This window comes from Nitrospirota bacterium (assembly GCA_016207905.1).
In the GTDB taxonomy this organism is placed as follows: domain Bacteria; phylum Nitrospirota; class Thermodesulfovibrionia; order Thermodesulfovibrionales; family JdFR-86; genus JACQZC01.
On record JACQZC010000034.1, the window covers coordinates 1 to 16,142 of the forward strand.

13 protein-coding genes are annotated in these 16,142 nt (G+C 43.5%); 5 read left to right on the forward strand and 8 right to left on the reverse strand.

What is annotated here, in order from left to right; genetic code table 11:
* Window positions 1-283: 283 nt before the first annotated feature.
* Genes HY805_04010 through HY805_04035 form a run of 6 tightly spaced genes read right to left on the reverse strand, consistent with a single transcriptional unit; the run spans window position 284 to window position 9,021 of the window.
* A complete protein-coding gene (locus HY805_04010; protein MBI4823381.1) occupies window positions 284-1,648 on the reverse strand; it encodes a sigma-54-dependent Fis family transcriptional regulator in 1,365 nt (454 codons plus the stop codon).
* Entirely contained in the window at window positions 1,636-2,979 is a 1,344-nt protein-coding gene (locus HY805_04015; protein ID MBI4823382.1) for a PAS domain S-box protein, read from the reverse strand. Before HY805_04015 ends, HY805_04010 begins: the two co-directional genes overlap by 13 nt.
* Complete coding sequence (locus HY805_04020; protein MBI4823383.1) at window positions 2,949-4,154, reverse strand: type II secretion system F family protein; 1,206 nt, start codon at window positions 4,152-4,154, stop codon at window positions 2,949-2,951. Before HY805_04020 ends, HY805_04015 begins: the two co-directional genes overlap by 31 nt.
* A 1-nt stretch (window position 4,155) precedes the next feature.
* Entirely contained in the window at window positions 4,156-5,838 is a 1,683-nt protein-coding gene (gene tadA / locus HY805_04025) for a Flp pilus assembly complex ATPase component TadA (GenBank protein MBI4823384.1), read from the reverse strand.
* On the reverse strand, window positions 5,798-7,750 hold the full coding sequence (locus HY805_04030) for an LPS-assembly protein LptD (protein MBI4823385.1): 1,953 nt from the start codon (window positions 7,748-7,750) through the stop codon (window positions 5,798-5,800). Before HY805_04030 ends, tadA begins: the two co-directional genes overlap by 41 nt.
* Window positions 7,747-9,021 carry a bifunctional folylpolyglutamate synthase/dihydrofolate synthase gene (locus HY805_04035; GenBank protein ID MBI4823386.1) on the reverse strand — a complete coding sequence of 425 codons (1,275 nt, stop codon included), beginning with the start codon at window positions 9,019-9,021 and terminating at the stop codon, window positions 7,747-7,749. Before HY805_04035 ends, HY805_04030 begins: the two co-directional genes overlap by 4 nt.
* 137 nt (window positions 9,022-9,158) lie before the next feature.
* On the opposite strand from HY805_04035, the gene HY805_04040 reads away from it, so the two are divergent.
* Window positions 9,159-9,914: a DUF4912 domain-containing protein gene (locus HY805_04040; protein MBI4823387.1), complete on the forward strand. Its 756-nt coding sequence runs from the start codon at window positions 9,159-9,161 to the stop codon at window positions 9,912-9,914.
* On the opposite strand, the gene rsmA is transcribed toward HY805_04040, so the two are convergent.
* Together rsmA and hisD are read right to left on the reverse strand one after the other, a co-directional pair.
* Window positions 9,911-10,669 carry a ribosomal RNA small subunit methyltransferase A gene (gene rsmA, locus HY805_04045; GenBank protein ID MBI4823388.1) on the reverse strand — a complete coding sequence of 253 codons (759 nt, stop codon included), beginning with the start codon at window positions 10,667-10,669 and terminating at the stop codon, window positions 9,911-9,913. The genes HY805_04040 and rsmA overlap by 4 nt on opposite strands.
* Window positions 10,666-11,943 carry a histidinol dehydrogenase gene (gene hisD, locus HY805_04050; GenBank protein ID MBI4823389.1) on the reverse strand — a complete coding sequence of 426 codons (1,278 nt, stop codon included), beginning with the start codon at window positions 11,941-11,943 and terminating at the stop codon, window positions 10,666-10,668. Before hisD ends, rsmA begins: the two co-directional genes overlap by 4 nt.
* 753 nt (window positions 11,944-12,696) lie before the next feature.
* Here hisD and HY805_04055 point away from each other — a divergent pair.
* The 4 genes from HY805_04055 to HY805_04070 all read left to right on the forward strand — a co-directional run.
* On the forward strand, window positions 12,697-12,900 hold the full coding sequence (locus HY805_04055) for a DUF2283 domain-containing protein (GenBank protein MBI4823390.1): 204 nt from the start codon (window positions 12,697-12,699) through the stop codon (window positions 12,898-12,900).
* Window positions 12,901-12,991: 91 nt separating this feature from the next.
* A complete protein-coding gene (locus tag HY805_04060) occupies window positions 12,992-13,837 on the forward strand; it encodes a tetratricopeptide repeat protein (GenBank protein ID MBI4823391.1) in 846 nt (281 codons plus the stop codon).
* A 522-nt stretch (window positions 13,838-14,359) separates the two neighbouring features.
* The gene (rsxC, locus tag HY805_04065; GenBank protein ID MBI4823392.1) at window positions 14,360-15,667 is read left to right on the forward strand and encodes an electron transport complex subunit RsxC; all 1,308 of its coding nucleotides are present in this window, start codon (window positions 14,360-14,362) and stop codon (window positions 15,665-15,667) included.
* Between the two features lie 43 nt (window positions 15,668-15,710).
* Window positions 15,711-16,142, forward strand: a 432-nt coding sequence (locus tag HY805_04070; GenBank protein MBI4823393.1) for a hypothetical protein, incomplete at its 3' end; no start/stop codon positions are given.

A 16,142-nucleotide genomic window follows, 5' to 3' on the forward strand; every position in this document is an offset into this window, starting at 1 on the left:
TTGTCAAGTAAAAAATGAACTATGGTTTTCTTTTCCCTCTCCCCTTGCGGGAGAGGGCTGGGGTGAGGGGGATATAACTTGTTTCATATGTCCTGAACCCATACAGTTCCCTTGACGGGAAGGAGGCGGATGCTTAATATATTGCAACCGGAGTCCTTTCTACTTCAAGGAAAAGGAGGGATAACGTCGTGTTGGACATTTAGCCAATGGATACCCTTGTGGAAAGAAGCGGGATTAGTTTTTGTCAAGCCGATTTAGAAATGTCCTATTGTCAAAATCTTTTCTATGTAAGACCGTATTTTTTCATCTTCAAAAACAGGCTTTTCCTACTTATACCAAGAATCCCTGCCGCATCCTGCCTTTTCCACTTAGCCTCTTTAAGAGCAGACTGGATAAGGCTTTTTTCCTCCTCCTCTTTAACCACCTTCAGCTTTTCCTTTGCACTAAGGGCATTATCTACCATCTGGGGGCTTTCCTCTATTATTTCTTTTATTGTGTCCTCTCCAATGACATCTCCTTGCTCAACCACAATAGCCCTCTGGAGCATATTCTCCATCTGTCTGACATTGCCAGGCCACTGATAGCTCAGAAGCAGTCTCATGGCAGGCTTTGAGATACCTGTGATATTTCTGCCAATGTCTTGGGAGTATTTTTTAAGGAAAAACGCACATAAAAGTGGAATATCCTCTTTCCTTTCTCTAAGAGGAGGAACTGCTATCTCAAATACATTTATTCGGTAAAACAAGTCCTCCCTGAATCTGCCATCATTGGTAAGCATGAAGATGTCTCTATTTGTGGCTGATATAATTCTCACATCCACTTTTATGGATGTCTTGCCTCCGAGCCTTTCTATCTCTCTTTGCTGAAGTACCCGTAAGAGCTTTGCCTGAAGCCCCATCGAGAGGTCTGCTATCTCATCAAGGAATATCGTGCCTCCACTTGCCCTTTCGAACTTTCCGAGATGCTGTTTAAGGGCACCTGTGAATGCACCCTTTTCGTACCCGAAAAGCTCTGATTCAAGCAATCCCTCGGGTATTGCGGCACAGTTTACGCTCACAAAAGGCTCCTCATGTCGTCTGCTTAGCCTGTGGATTGTCTTTGCTATCAACTCCTTGCCTGAGCCTGACTCTCCCTGAAGAAACACCGTTACATCCGTATCTGCAACCTTTTTCAGTAGCTCCATTGCCTTCTTCATAGAATGGCTTTCTGCTATAATCTCCTGTCCTATTGCCTTTTCTTCGAGGTCCTCCTTAAGTCGCTCTATTTCTTTTTTCAGCTCGTATTTTTCTATTGCCCTTCTTATAACCGTTCTTACGACCTCTATGTCAACTGGTTTTGTGAAAAAATCATAAGCTCCTTCATCCATAGCCCTCATGGCAAGCTCTTTTGAGCCGTATGCAGTTATCATTATGACAGGCATCTTCATGCCCATGGATTTAATCTCCGAAAGCACCCCCATTCCGTTTATTCGGGGCATCCTCTCATCTAAAATGACAAGGCTATAGATGTTTTTCCCTAAAAGCTCTATTGCCTCGAAGCCGTCTTTTGCTATATCAAAAAGAAAACCCTCTTTTTTAAGAAACTCAGCCATAAAAAACTGAATAGAGGCGTCGTCGTCTGCAATTAATATCCTGTTTATGGAAGCCATATACTGAATACCGTTTTACCCTTTAGGGATTTTACTTCTATATTACCGCCTGCCTGTTTTATTGCACTATTTGCAATAGCAAGACCTGCTCCTCTACCCCTGCCCTTTGTCGAGACATCGTAGTCAAAGAGCCTTTGAACAGAAAATTTTTCCTCGAGCTCCGATTCGCTTATAACCTCGACCTTAGCACCACCTGAATCTGCCCTGACAGTTAAAACCACATTCCCTGCTGGCTTTACTGCCTCATAGGCATTAAGCACTATGTTGTAAAGCCCTTGGAAAACCATCTCGTCTTTGACTATATAGGAATCCGCCTTTTCGTCGTAGTCCTCTACAACATTGACTGCCTTTCTACTTAGTGCCTGGTCACAGAGAAGCCTTATCCTTTTAAGTATCTCCTTTAGTGTATCGCCTTCAAATGTAGAGTCCTTTATCTCGTAGAGGCTGTCAACTACCCTATTGAGCCTGTCTACCTCCTTGATGATGGTGTCAAGGTATGTCTGCAAGTGGTCTTCATTTTTAATGTCCTCCTTAATGAGCTGTGCAAACCCTTTTATAGAGGCAAGGGGGTTTCTTACCTCATGCGCAACGGTCATCGTAAGTGTGCCGATGCTTGCAAGCCTTTCTGTCTTAATCAGCTCGCGGTGCATTTCTTTTATCCTCTGTGTGTCCCTGAAGCTAAACACAGCACCTTCTATTCCTGCCTGTCCTCGGATTGGGAAGATTGTGCATTCCATCTGACGGATACCCTCTCCTGTAACTGCATTTACCTCTAATGTAATGGTTGCCTCTTTTTGCACCTGAGTTTCTTTTATGGGGAATATCTTTCTAATGTTGGTTTTCAGCACTGCCTCCTTGTCCATGCCGAGCATCTGGAGTGCCTGCCTGTTTGCAGTCGTGATTGTGCCGTCTTTCGTTGTCGTTATAATCCCGCCTGCCATGCTTTCGACTGTCGCAATATACTGGCTTAGGGATGTGGCTATGTCCCTAAACTCATGCCCCAGAGAGCCAAACTCCTCCATATCAGCCGTCTTTTCTCTAAGGAGTCTCCTTGCAGGTTTCACAAGGGAATATGCAACAACGAGCCCTGAAACAAAGGCAACCACAGAAAAGATATATGTCCATGTCTTTATCGAGTCATATACGATTATAAGATGGTCAAGACCTCCTGCCTCGGATTTAAGCAGGGGCTGAAGCTTTGCAAATACAATAAGGAATGCCCCCAGCGAAAACAGGCAAAAGAACGCAGGTAAAAGAATAAAAAGCCCAAGGTAAAACTTTTTCCTTAGGAAAAGAAACCTTACTTCTTTAAAACGCTTATCATGTCCCATATTGGAAGAAAAATCCCCAGTGCTAAGAAAAGCACTCCTATGGCAAGGAGGAATATAAGAACAGGCTCGATAGTAGTGGAAAGGTTTTTTATGGAGTATTCCACTTCTAAGTCATAGTAATCCGAGACCTTCAAGAGCATATCGTCCAATGCACCTGTTTCCTCGCCAACTGCAACCATTTGCGAGACAATCGAGGGAAAGACCCCTGTTTTTATCATTGGTGCGCTGAGCCCCTTGCCCTCTCTTACATCCTCCTTGATGATGTTAACTGCCCTTCCTATAATTACATTCCCGATTGTCCCTGACACTATGTCAAGGGCATGAAGCATCGGTATTCCGCTTCTGTAGAGTGTTGAAAAGATTCTTGCAAAACGGGACATTACACTACGCTCCACTATGGTCCCTATAATCGGAACCTTTAGCTTCAGCTTGTCCAAGTTCCACCTTCCAGGAGGTGTCTTTATGTAGCCTCTCACTAAAAGTATAGCACCTCCTATAGCTCCACCTATGAACATCCAGTAGTGGGTCAATAATTTATTCATCATGATAAGCATCCTCGTTGGAAGCGGAAGGACAGTCTTTGACTGGCTATAAAGTGCCGCAAACTTTGGCACAACGAATGTGGTTAAAAAGACAAATGCAAACAAAAGAACGGTTATTACAATCAGAGGGTATCTTATTGCTGTCTTTACCCTTGCCTTTGTAACAGCCTCATGCTCAAGAAGAAAAGAAAGCCTTTCTAAAATCTCATCGAGCACTCCTGCCTCCTCTCCTACCTTCACCATGCTTATGTAAAGCGGAGAGAATACCTTTGGGTGTCTCGAAAGTGCCTCTGAAAACGATGCTCCGCCTTCAACCTCCGTCCTTATTCGGGCTATCACTGTCTTGAGCTTTTTTGATTTTGTTTGCTCCTCTAAGGTATCGAGGCTTTTCATAAACGATATGCCTGACTTTATAAGGGTTGAAAGCTGTCTGCTAAAGATAATCATGTCTTCGGGCTTTACCGTTGCAAAGAGAGCTAAGCCTGTCTTTGCTTTTTTCTCAGGCTTTATCTCAACAGGTATGTAGCCCCTCGAGTAGAGTTCTCCTGCAACTGCCTCCATGGAGGAGCCGTGTGTAATGCCTGTTATAAGCTCGCCTGTTTTGTCCCTGACCTTGTATACGAAGGCAGGCACCTTATTCTGCCTCCTGTGTTACCCTCATTACCTCTGTAAGGGTTGTGACACCTTCTACCACCTTTAAAAGACCCTCCTGCCTCATTGTGCTGAAACCCTCCTCGATTGCCTGTGCCTTTATCTGGCTTGCAGTTGCCTTCTCGACTATAAGTCTTTTTACCCCCTCTGTAATCAAAAGCAGTTCAAACAAACCCTCCCTTCCCAAGTATCCTGTGAACCTGCATTCGTTACACCCCTTGCCCCTGTGTAGGAGCACAGTGCCTTTGATACCTATTTTCTTAAGCACCTCTTCTTCGGCAGTATAACTTTCTTTGCAATAAGGGCATATCCTTGTTATAAGTCTCTGTCCTAAAACCCCTATCAGAGAGGATGTGATAAGGAAGGGCTCAACACCCATGTCAATGAGTCGTGCAACTGCGCCCACTGCATCGTTTGTGTGAAGGGTGCTCAAGACAAGATGCCCTGTAAGGGCAGAATGCGTTGCAATCGAGGCAGTCTCTATGTCTCTGATTTCGCCAACCATTATCACATCGGGGTCCTGCCTGAGTATTGACCTCAGTCCAGAGGCAAATGTAAGTCCTGCCTTTGGGTTAACCTGCACCTGATTTATGCCCGGCAGGTCATACTCTATCGGGTCCTCTACTGTAATTATATTCCTCTCGGTAGAGCTTATATACCTCAGTGAGGAGTACATGGTCGTGGTCTTTCCACAGCCAGTAGGTCCTGTTGCAAGGATAAAGCCATAGGGCTTGCTTATGAGCTTTTCGTATGCCTGCTTCAGGCTGGATGAAAATCCGAGGTCATCTAATTTCAGTTGTGGAAGCCCTGCTGTCTTCTCGAGAAGCCTCATGACTATCTTTTCTCCATGCAGTGTCGGAAGGGTCGATGCCCTTATGTCGAATTCTCTGCCCTCTATATTGATTGGAAACCTTCCGTCCTGAGGAATCCTTTTTTCGGCAATGTCCATACCCGAAAGTATCTTAATCCTCGAAACTATCCCTGGATGTAAATGTAGAGGTGGACTCATCATCTCGTGCAGTATTCCATCAATCCTGAACCTTATGCGAAGGGAACTCTTATAAGGCTCTATATGTACATCGCTTGCCCTACCTTTTATAGCCTGTGAGATTGCACTATTAACGAGCTTTACAACCGGGGTTTCTGTTTCGAGCATTGCCTCTGCTGACATAAGAACCTTTTCCCTTTCGGGGAAAAGCACATCAGGTGCCTTCGGAGGCTCTTCCACCACCTCTCCCCTGTAATGCTTATCGAGCATCTTAAAAAGCTCCGATTCCATTACGACAACTATGTCAACAGGCATATTCGCAGTCCTTTTTATTTCATCTGCGGCAAAGACATCCAGTGGGTCAGCCATTGCAATAGTGAGTCTTTCATTTTTGATGTTAAGGGGCAAAACCTTGTGCTTTCTTGCGAGGGACTCAGGGACAATGGCTATTGCATTCGGGTCCACGACGATAGATTTCAGCTCCTTGAATGGAAGGTGAAGCTGTGAGCTTAATGCCTTTGCCAGAGCCTCCTCTGTGATAAAGCCAAGACTGACTAATGCCTCGCCAAGCCTGTTGCCGAGCCTCCTTTGCTCCTTGAGTGCCCTGTCCCGCTGTTCAGCGGTTATTAAGCCTGCCTCAACGAGCAATTCGCCTAAAAATTTCTTCTTCCGCGCCATGCATTACCTTAAAAGAGCTAAGCCCCTTTAGTGCTATAGTTAAAAATACACTAAAGTCATCAGGGCTTCTTATTGCCTGCACATTCATACCCCAGCACTGCCTCATATAGCTCAATCCTACTGCCATATTATTTAGAGTTCCTTCTTTAGAATCATACCAGAGTTTGCCATCAAGAAACAATGCCTTTGAATGTGTATAGCCAACACCAAAGGTGTGCAGAAAGACATTGCTCTGCCTCGTATAATTCTGGCCCATGGAAAAAACAGCCTTTCTCGAGACATCCACCGAGAGCTCTGAATTGGCGTAATCTAATGCGCCTTCATCGAGGTCATATGCCGCATTTGCCCTGATTCTTAGAAGCCTATCTGTATGAAGACCAATGAGAAGGCTATTTTTCCCCGAGGAATCCGAAACCTCGGATGCCTTAAAGACAAGGAACTGTCCCTTTTTATCGATGAGACGATTAATCAGGGTTATCTCAACCTCTGTTTGTGGAGGGTTAAGCTCTAATCCATCAAAAACAGGCAGAGACCTTCTATTCCTAAAGATATACCTGTATGAGATGGATGGCGTAATTGAGTGAGTAATACTGCTATACTTCTTAATGAACCTATGGTAAAGAACTGCTTTGTATTCAGCAGACTGTCTGCTTTGGCTTCTGTCTTGTTCGTCGAAGTAATACAGGGTTTCTCTTACATTTAGGGTTTGACCGAGGGTCAGGGTTTTTCCTGCTGAATGGCTAAGTCTTGCATTTAAGGAAAATCTCTGAGATGTATTGGATGGTCTCCAGAAGTTCGTAGCAGTGCCCTGAAATGAGAATTTTAAAAAATGTCCAATCCCTATGGGGTTTAGCACAAAGCCTAACTCAGGCAGTCTTTGCGAAACAGTGGACTGTCTTACGGCATCTTTGAGCTCTATCGTGTGAGTGCCCCTTAGATAGAGCCTCGAGGTTTTAACAGCCGTAGATACCTCGGTGCTGGACTCCATGAATCTCTTTGACCTGTCCTCGAGGTAAAGCCTATAAAGCCTTGGAAACTCCCTCTGGTTTATCAGGTTTAGATTAAGATAGCCCCATATGCCTTTATCAGGGATGCCACTTTCATGTGTCAGCCTTGCCTCGGTAAAGTCCTTTTTAAGCACCCTGTCCTTTAAATGATAAAGATAGAGCCTGCCTTTGATGTCCTGCCTCTCTATGTATCTATATTCTATTGCCTTTCCAAGTCCTCTTTTGGAGTATATATCTAAAAAGAATGTGGCATCCCTATTTTCCCTTATTGCCCAGAAAAACGGCTGTCTTACAAAAAAACCTTTTGATTCGGAATACCCCAGAGAAGGGAATAGAAAACCTGTTTTTCTTTCGGTAAGAATAGGTGCCCAGAGATAAGGGGTATAAATCAGAGGAATGCCTTTTATATTCAACGAGACGCTCTTTGCAATTAGCCTGTCTCCAAAGATAATATCGAGCCCTCTTGCCCTCATGCACCATGCAGGGAGTTTTGCATCGCAGGTCGTGATGGAGGCAGACCTGAGAATGTATCTTTTGCCTTTTTTCTTTTCTACCTGTTTAGCCCTGATATAATAGTTGTCTTTTTTAACGAATATCTCTGCCTTGTTGAGTATGCCTGTTTGCTCCTCGAGGTTCAGTCGGGCATTATCTGCCTTTATAGAGATTTCCTCATCCTCGTATGAGACATTGCCTTTTAAATCAGCTTCGTAGGTCTGGTTGTTATATATCATCTCATCTGCCTTAAGCAGGGTATTGTCCCTGTGAGATGTGACATTTCCAATCAGCGTGTAAGTGGAGCCCTCTATCTCGAGGATGTCGGATGTGCTCAAAAATTCCTGGGCAGAGATGCTCTCTGTCTGGGCAAAGGCAAAAAGGGTTATAATGACAAATATCCTGATGCTCACTCTCTTAGCCTCTTAAGGATGCCCATTTCTCCGATAGCCTCTTTTGCCTCGCCTATCGTATAAAAAGAGCCTGTAATCACTCCTAATGGGGTTTTTAACCTCTCTATAGCATCCTTTACCGTTCCTGCTGTTTTCGATTCATACCCTAAAGAGGCAGAGACCTGTTTGAGTTTTTCGGGAGGTGCGGCCCTTTCGTAAGGAAGAGATACAAAGATAACCTCATTGGCAAGGGGAAGAAGTGCTCTTAGAATGCCCTCGATGTCTTTGTCAGCCATAATGCCTATAATTAAGGTTATCTCTTTATCTTTTGTAAGGGGATTTTCTTTTAGTTCCTGCGAAAGTGCCTTTGCGGCATCCGGGTTGTGCGCACCATCTATGAGTATGTGCTCGTTAATAAACTCGAATCTTCCATGCCATATGAGACTGCTCATGCCCTGAATGAGTTCAGGTGAATTTTTCTTAGGCACCGCAATCTCTACTGCCTCTATGGCAAGCCCTGCGTTTTCAGCCTGATACCTGCCATGAAGTGGAATCCTCAGGTCCGTAATCGCCTGCCAATGAGAAGTATAATCCAAACATATCCCTGTCTCTGTGTGGGCTTTAAATGTTACGCTAAAGTCTCTTCCCATTATATAAAGGGGTGAGGAGTTATCACCTGCCTTTTTGGCAATGAGATTCATGACCTCCAACCCTTGAGGGCATGTAACAACAGGAGTGTTTGGCTTTATTATCCCTGCCTTTTCGCCTGCGATCTCTTCGAGTGTATCTCCTAAGAATTCCTTATGGTCACAGCCTATATGGGTTATAACAGAAACCTCTGGATTTATGACATTCGTTGCATCGAGCCTTCCACCCATGCCTGTCTCTATGACTGCCCAATCAACTGCCTTCCTTTTGAAATAAAGAAGCCCCATTGCAGTTACAAACTCAAAAAAGGTAGGCATAAATCCTTCAATCCTTTCTCTTAGCTCTTCCGTAAGAGAGACGACCTCCTCCTCTTTTATCTCGGCTTCATTTACCCTGATTCTCTCTGTAAAGCTTACAATATGGGGAGATGTAAAAAGCCCTACATTAAACCCATATGCCCTTAGAATCGAGGCTATGAGTGCGGATGTTGAGCCCTTTCCATTTGTGCCTGCAATATGAATAGACCTGAAGGAGCTATGGGGATTTCCAATGAGCGTAAGGAGTCTTATTGGATTTTCAAGTCCAAGCTTTATTCCATGATGCCTGAGACTATACAGATAAGAAACTGCATCATCATAGCCCATAGGAGAGATTTTAACATGAAAGCATTTCCAACTACCTGATTGAATTCAGGTTTGACCCATGCACAGAGGCAGAGAGCTTCACGAATTTTCTTGATGATATTTCGCTTGACTTATGCTAAAATCCTATTGAGGAAATTATGGAAAAGAAAAAGCTTGAGGAAAAAACAGTTGCCGAGCTGAAGGCAATCGCAAAAAAGGCAGGGATTACACTTAAAGCAGGCGCAAGAAAAGCTGAGCTCATAAGTGAGATTATTAAGTCATCGAAAAAGAAACCAAAGGCAATCAAAGCAAAAAAGCCTTTGCCAAAGGTAAAGCCTATTAAGCCTAAAAAAGTAGTAAAGCCCAAGAAGGCTGTTAAGCAAAAGGTCAAAGAAAAACCTGTAAAAGTCAGAGGAAAACCACTGCCCCCTAAAGGAGAAATCAAAAGGGAGGTAATAAAGCCTATAAAGCCCGCACCTAAAGAGACGGCTATGATGGTATTTCCTGCTTTGCCGATAAGAGATTTTTCCACTGAGTACAGCATGGACACAGTCATAGCCCTTACGCTTGAGCCAAGAAAGGTTTTCATATACTGGGAGGTGACTGAAAATACCTTCAAGAAGCTCGATGGCGAGCTGGTTTTAAGGGTTTATGATGTAACCGGTATCGCTACACCTGCCGATGCAATTAGCTATTTTGACATCAGCATACAGAGGATTGGCAGTGTTTACATAGAGGTTATGCCTGAAAGGGAATTCATCATGGAGACAGGCATTTTCAAGAAGAAAGTCTTTAGCAGGATTTCAAGGTCAAACAGGGTATCCACTCCATTGGCCATGCCCTTTAAAAAGGGACCGCCGCCAGCCCTGCCTGAAAAGTATTATGAAGTTGTAGGAGGAGGATTAGGGTCTTAGGAAAGTAGTTCCGAGATTCTTGCGAACTCCTCTATGCTTAATGTCTCGGGCCTTCTCTCTGGGGTAATACCTGCCTTAGTAAGTATATTTTTAATATCAGGAGATATTGTCTTTAGGGCATTGGAAAGGGTCTTTCTTCTTTGGGAAAATGCAGTTTTTACGAGCCTGAAAAAAACATTTTCGTCTTTTACGTTGACACTTGGTCTTTCATAAACAGAGATATGAAGGCATGCCGAATCCACCTTTGGCACAGGTCTGAATGCTCCGCGAGGTATGAGAAATTTAAGCTCAGGCTTTCCGTAATACTGAATCATAATAGAAAGCACTCCGTAGGCTTTTCCTCCCGGCTTTGCCACAACCCTTTGAGCGACCTCCTTTTGCACAGTAAGGGTCATGGATATGAGGTTTTTCCTTTGTTCGAGGAGCTTAAATATAATTGGGGTTGTTATGTGATAAGGGATATTTGCAACTACCTTGAACCTTCTCGTTGTCTCATAGGGGTATTTAAGGGCATTACCTAATATGAGCCTTATATTTTTCCTGTCATCGAGCCTCTCCTTTAAGTCAGAATAGAGTTCTCTGTCAAGCTCTATTGCAATGACCTCTTTTGCCTTTTCGGAAAGCATCATGGTGAGCCTGCCTGTGCCGGGTCCTATCTCTATAACAGTGTCTTCCGAAGAAACACTGGCAACCCGTATGAGTCTTCTTAATATCGATGGGTCATAAAGGAAGTTCTGACTCAGATATTTTTTCAAGAAAACTTCCGCACCCTTATAGAGTTTGCATGGGCCTGAAGTCCCTCTGCATCTGCAAGTGTCTCAACCGTCTTTGAAAGCCTCATAAAGCCTTGCTTTGAAAACTCAATGAGGCTTGAGCGCTTTATGAAGTCATACACTCCAAGTGGCGAGAAGAACCTTGATGTGCCTCCTGTTGGAAGTGTGTGATTAGGTCCTGCCGAATAATCGCCCATTGGCTCAGGGCTCCACTGACCAATGAATATGGCACCTGCGTTTTTTATCAGAGGGAGAAGCCTTCTTGGATTTTGGGTCATAATCTCAAGGTGCTCGACTGCTATAGAGTTTGAAATCTCCACTGCCTCTTTTATATCCTTTATCACTATGATTGCACCGTATCTTTTAATGGAGCATGAGGCTATTGCCTTTCTACTCAATGTCTTTATCTGTTTTTTTAGCTCTCCAGTAACCTTTTGTGCAAGAGTTTCTGAGTCTGTTATAAGGATTGAACTTGCAAGCTCGTCATGCTCTGCCTGACTGAGAAGGTCTCCTGCTACAAAGGCAGGGTTTGCCGAGGAGTCTGCTATTATGAGAATCTCGCTTGGTCCTGCTATCATATCTATGTCAACCTCTCCAAAGACCAGTCTCTTGGCAGTTGCCACATAGATGTTTCCCGGACCCACAACCTTGTCAACCTTTTTAATGCTTTTCGTTCCATATGCCAATGCACCGATTGCCTGTGCTCCGCCAATAGAGTAAACCTCCTTTATACCGAGCATATTTATGGCAGACATCACATATGGATTGACTTCACCATTTGGTGTTGGAAGACATAGGACTATTTCAGGCACACCTGCCACCTGAGCAGGTATGACATTCATAAGCACAGTGCTTGGATACGATGCCTTCCCCCCAGGCACATAAACACCCACCCTCTCAATCGGTCTTATAATCTGTCCCAGCTCTATCCCGTCTTCTTTAAATGACCATGAGGTCTCGACCTGTCTTCTGTGAAACTCCCTGATTCTTTTTATGGATGCATCTAAAGCCCTAAGGAAATCCTTATCCGCAAGCCTTGCATACCTTTTAATATCCTCTAAAGGTATTCTCAGTGACCGAGGGGTATAGCCATCAAATTTCCTTGTGAAGTCAACTACAGCCCTGTCACCCTTTTTCCTTACCTCATGGAGAATAGCTCTTACGGTTTTCGCTATTGCAGGGCTTACGCCCAATGCCCTGCTTTGAAGCGTGCCAATAAAGGACTTTATCTCCCTGTCAGATGTAATTACCTTCATAAAAGGAATTTTAACCTTTACTATGCTTGTTATTCAAGGCACAAGAATAAGACATCTCTATTTTGGCTTGACAGGGGGAATTTTGAAGTGTTCTGCCAAAATGATAATGTCCTAAATGACATTCGTTTCCATCTCCTTTTTTTATATGTTCATTCTTTAATTGCAAATTCATCTGTTTTCTCTTTTAATTCAATAGCTTTATCATCCTTTTGGGTGTTCAAGCGTTCATTCTCCTTTTTCCCTTCCTAAGTTTAGTTTATAGGGAGGGGGGGTATCCTCATAACCCCTTGATTTTAAATGATTCCCATGTTGATTAAGTTGATATTTATCAACCTACCCCCTTTTTCCATACTCATCCCTTCTACAAACCATAGTTAAAATAATAACACTTCCAAAACCCTTTTGTCAAGCAAAAAATGAACTATGGTTTTCTTTTCCCCTCTCCCCTTTGCGAGAGAGGGAGAGGGTGAGGGGTCATTCTGAACCCCACTTGTCATTCTGAATTCATTTCAGAATCTCAGTTTGTCATTCCCCGATTTTCACAGTAGCCGCAGGCTTTAGCCTGCGATATGCCCTGTCGCACTGAGAAATTCCTTGACAGGAAAAAGATGTCTGATTAAGATAATGGCAAAGGAGTTATTCTTTATGAGTCGGTGACAGAAAAAGCGCCGAGATGATTTTAAAGACTATAAAGTCTTATTCTGACAATCCGTCGGGCAAATACGATGTTAAAAGAAACACTGGAGGTAAACCATGAAGGTCAGATACGACAAGAAGGTTGATGCAGCATACATTCAAATGTCATCAAAAAAACCTGATGGCGCTGTGGAAATAGCAGAAGGAGTTATTCTCCACACTACGAAAAGTAATGAGATTGTTGCGATAGAGATACTTAATGCAGCAAAGAAGATCCCGATAAAGTCCCTTTACAAACTTGAGCTTTCCGCAGCCGCTTAGGGAAGGTCTTTTACTTAGAGCAGAAATTCCCTTGACAGCAAAGACATGCCTGCTTAATATACTCTCTATGAGCCTAAAGTCTCTCATTGTCATGGTCTGCCTTTTATTTTATGTGTTTGCCACCCCTGTATCTGCCGGCAATGTCACCTTTATAAAGGAATACACATATCAGGCAAGCGAGCTTGACAGCAAGGTCTCAAGCAGGGCAATAGCACTTGAGCAGGTAAAAAGGCTTTTACTTGAAGAGTTAGGTGTATATCTTATAACCGAGACAGAGGTCAAAGACTTCCAATTAACCAAAGACCAGATTACCATTCTTTCAGCAGGCATAGTCAGTGCAGAGGTAATTGATGAGAAATGGGATGGTGTTACTTATTATCTCAAGGCTAAGATTTCAGCAGACCCCTCTGAGGTTGCTAAGTCTATTAATGCCCTAAAAGAAGATAGGCAGAAATCCAAGGAGCTTGAGGAGTCAAAGAGAAAAGCAGAACAGGCATTAAGAGAAATTGAGAAACTGAAAAAGGAGATTTCTGAACTGAAGGATAAAACTAAAAAACAGGAGGAATATACTGTCTCTGTTAAGAAATTAAGTGCCACAGACTATTTTGATAAAGGCTATGCCTTAGCCGAATCAGGCAATTATAAAGAAGCCATATCTGCCTATAGCAAGGCAATTGAACTAAACCCTGAACTTACTGATGCTTATAACAATCGGGGGATTGCTTATAAAAACTTAGGCGATTATCAGAGAGCTATTAATGAGTATAACAAGGCAATTGAGCTAAACCCTGAATTTGCAGAGGCTTATTACAATCGGGGGCCTGCTTATAATAGGTTAGGCGATTATCAGAGGGCAATTGCCGACTTAAAAACATCTGCAAGATTAGGTTTTAAGCCTGCTCAGGACTTTTTAAGGTCACAGGGAATTGACTGGTGATATATACCTCTGCCTTCGGCTGTGATACCGTCTTACTTCCTCATCAAAGCTCTCCGACAAACAAATAGGGACAGGTGTTCTAACTCCCCCTCCACTACCTTTTAAACCTTCTCAAAAGGCATCATAAATTTATATTGTATTGGCTTTTCTGAAAAACCCTCTCCATCCCCCAATAGCCCCCTTTAGAAAATTTCAGTGTAATGAAGGAGGCTAAAGGGTTAAAAATTTTAGCGTGTTCGATGCCGATTAATCGGCAGAGTTTGCTAAAATTTACCTGAAGCCGACTGAATGAAGCGTGGTCAGAGACCGAAATTTTCATGGGTGCGATTCTTTTGGTTACTTTTCTTGGGCATGAAGAAAAGCAACTGGGGTTTGGGGTGAAACCCCAAATTAACAAGAATAGGACATCTCTATTTTGGCTTGACAGGGGGGAATTTTGAAGTTGACATATTTTTTTCTTTTTGTTACTATGCATAGGCTTTTTTTTTAAAAAGCCGCCATTTCTCTTCGGAGGTATCTTAAATGAGTCTTGCAACCTTCAAAGGGGGCATTCATCCGCCTGACAAAAAAAAGCTTTCAGCAGAGAGTCCCATACAGCCTACCAAGCCACCACAAAGGGTAGTGATTCCTTTAAGCCAGCACACAGGCGCTCCGGCAAAGCCTATCGTCTCCATAGGTCAGGAGGTCAAAAAGGGTGAGGTTATCGGAAACCCCGAGGGCTTTGTATCAGCCACTGTTCATTCCTCTGTCTCGGGAAAGGTAATTGGCATAGGAGAGTTTCCAAATGCTATGGGAAGAATGGTCAATTCTATAGTTATTGAAAACGACGGTCATGAGACATGGGTTGAGCTTAAGGAAGAGCCGGGGTATGCTCAGCTTTCAGTAGATGCAATAAGGGAAAAGGTTAGAGGAGGAGGCATTGTTGGACTTGGAGGTGCGGCATTCCCTACATCGGTTAAGCTCTCTCCGCCAAAGGAAAAGCCCATAGACACTGTCATATTAAACGGTGCCGAGTGCGAGCCATATCTTACTGCCGACTATAGGCTGATGCTCGAGATGCCCTCTGAGATCGTAGAGGGCTTGAGGATCCTAATGAAGGCATTGGGTGTCAATAAAGGCTTTATTGGAATAGAAAACAACAAGCCCGATGCAGTTAAAAAGATGAAGGAGGCATCTACACCGTATGGAAACATAGATGTCTGTGCCTTAGAGGTGAAATACCCACAAGGTGCTGAAAAGATGCTCATAAAGGCACTTACAGACAGGGAGGTACCCCCTCGGGGGCTTCCAATGGACGTAAGCGTTCTTGTTCAGAATGTTGGCACTGCGTTTTCTATTTATGAGGCAGTAAGGTTTGGAAAGCCTTTGATAGAAAGGGTTGTCACTGTCACAGGAGAAGGAATAAAGGAGCCAAAGAACCTTATGGTCAAGGTGGGAACAATGGTCTCTCACCTGATAGAGGAATGCGGTGGCTTTAAAAACGGCTCCTCGAAGGTAGTGGCAGGAGGACCTATGATGGGCTTTGCCCTTTATAACCTCGATGTACCTGTCACAAAAGGCACATCAGGAATACTCGTTATGACCGAAAAAGAGGTTATCCATGTAGATGTCTACAAGCCCTGCATAAGGTGCGGAAGATGCGTTGACATATGCCCAATGGGCCTTATGCCCTCGATGCTGAGTGTGCTTTCAGAGGCAGGACATTATGAGGAGACAAAGGATTATAATCTCTGGGACTGTTTTGAGTGTGGCTCATGTGCCTATGTTTGCCCTTCAAACAGGCCAATTGTGCAGTTTGTAAGATTAGCAAAATCAATGACAAAACCATAAGGAGGCATTACTGAGCGTCCTTGAAAAGATAAAATTTCTGAAAATGCTGAAGGGTCAAAACAAGACACATCATTATAAAGAGGTGTTTATCATTATAAAAAGGTATTTATTCCTTACATTTATGCTTTCTGTCCTTATGACACCAAACTTACTTTTTGCAGAAGAGCTTTTAAATACCTGTAATTCCAATCCTTCATCTCAATTTTTAGTAGCATCCTCAGGAGGAGGAAGTAATACCTGTTCTTTATCCATCTCAGGTCCTGATGGGGTTACAAAATCAGGAACTTATCAATATAGCATTGCTAATGCAGTTGGCGATATAATGTGGTGTGTGGAAGGTTCAGGTGTGTCCATAGATGCAAATGGACTTGTTAGTCTAAGTAGTTCTGCCTGTGGTGCATTCTCTGTGAGTGCAACTGACTCTTGCGGAGAGGTGAAGAAGGATGTGAGGATTACGGATGGAGGGAAGTGGGTA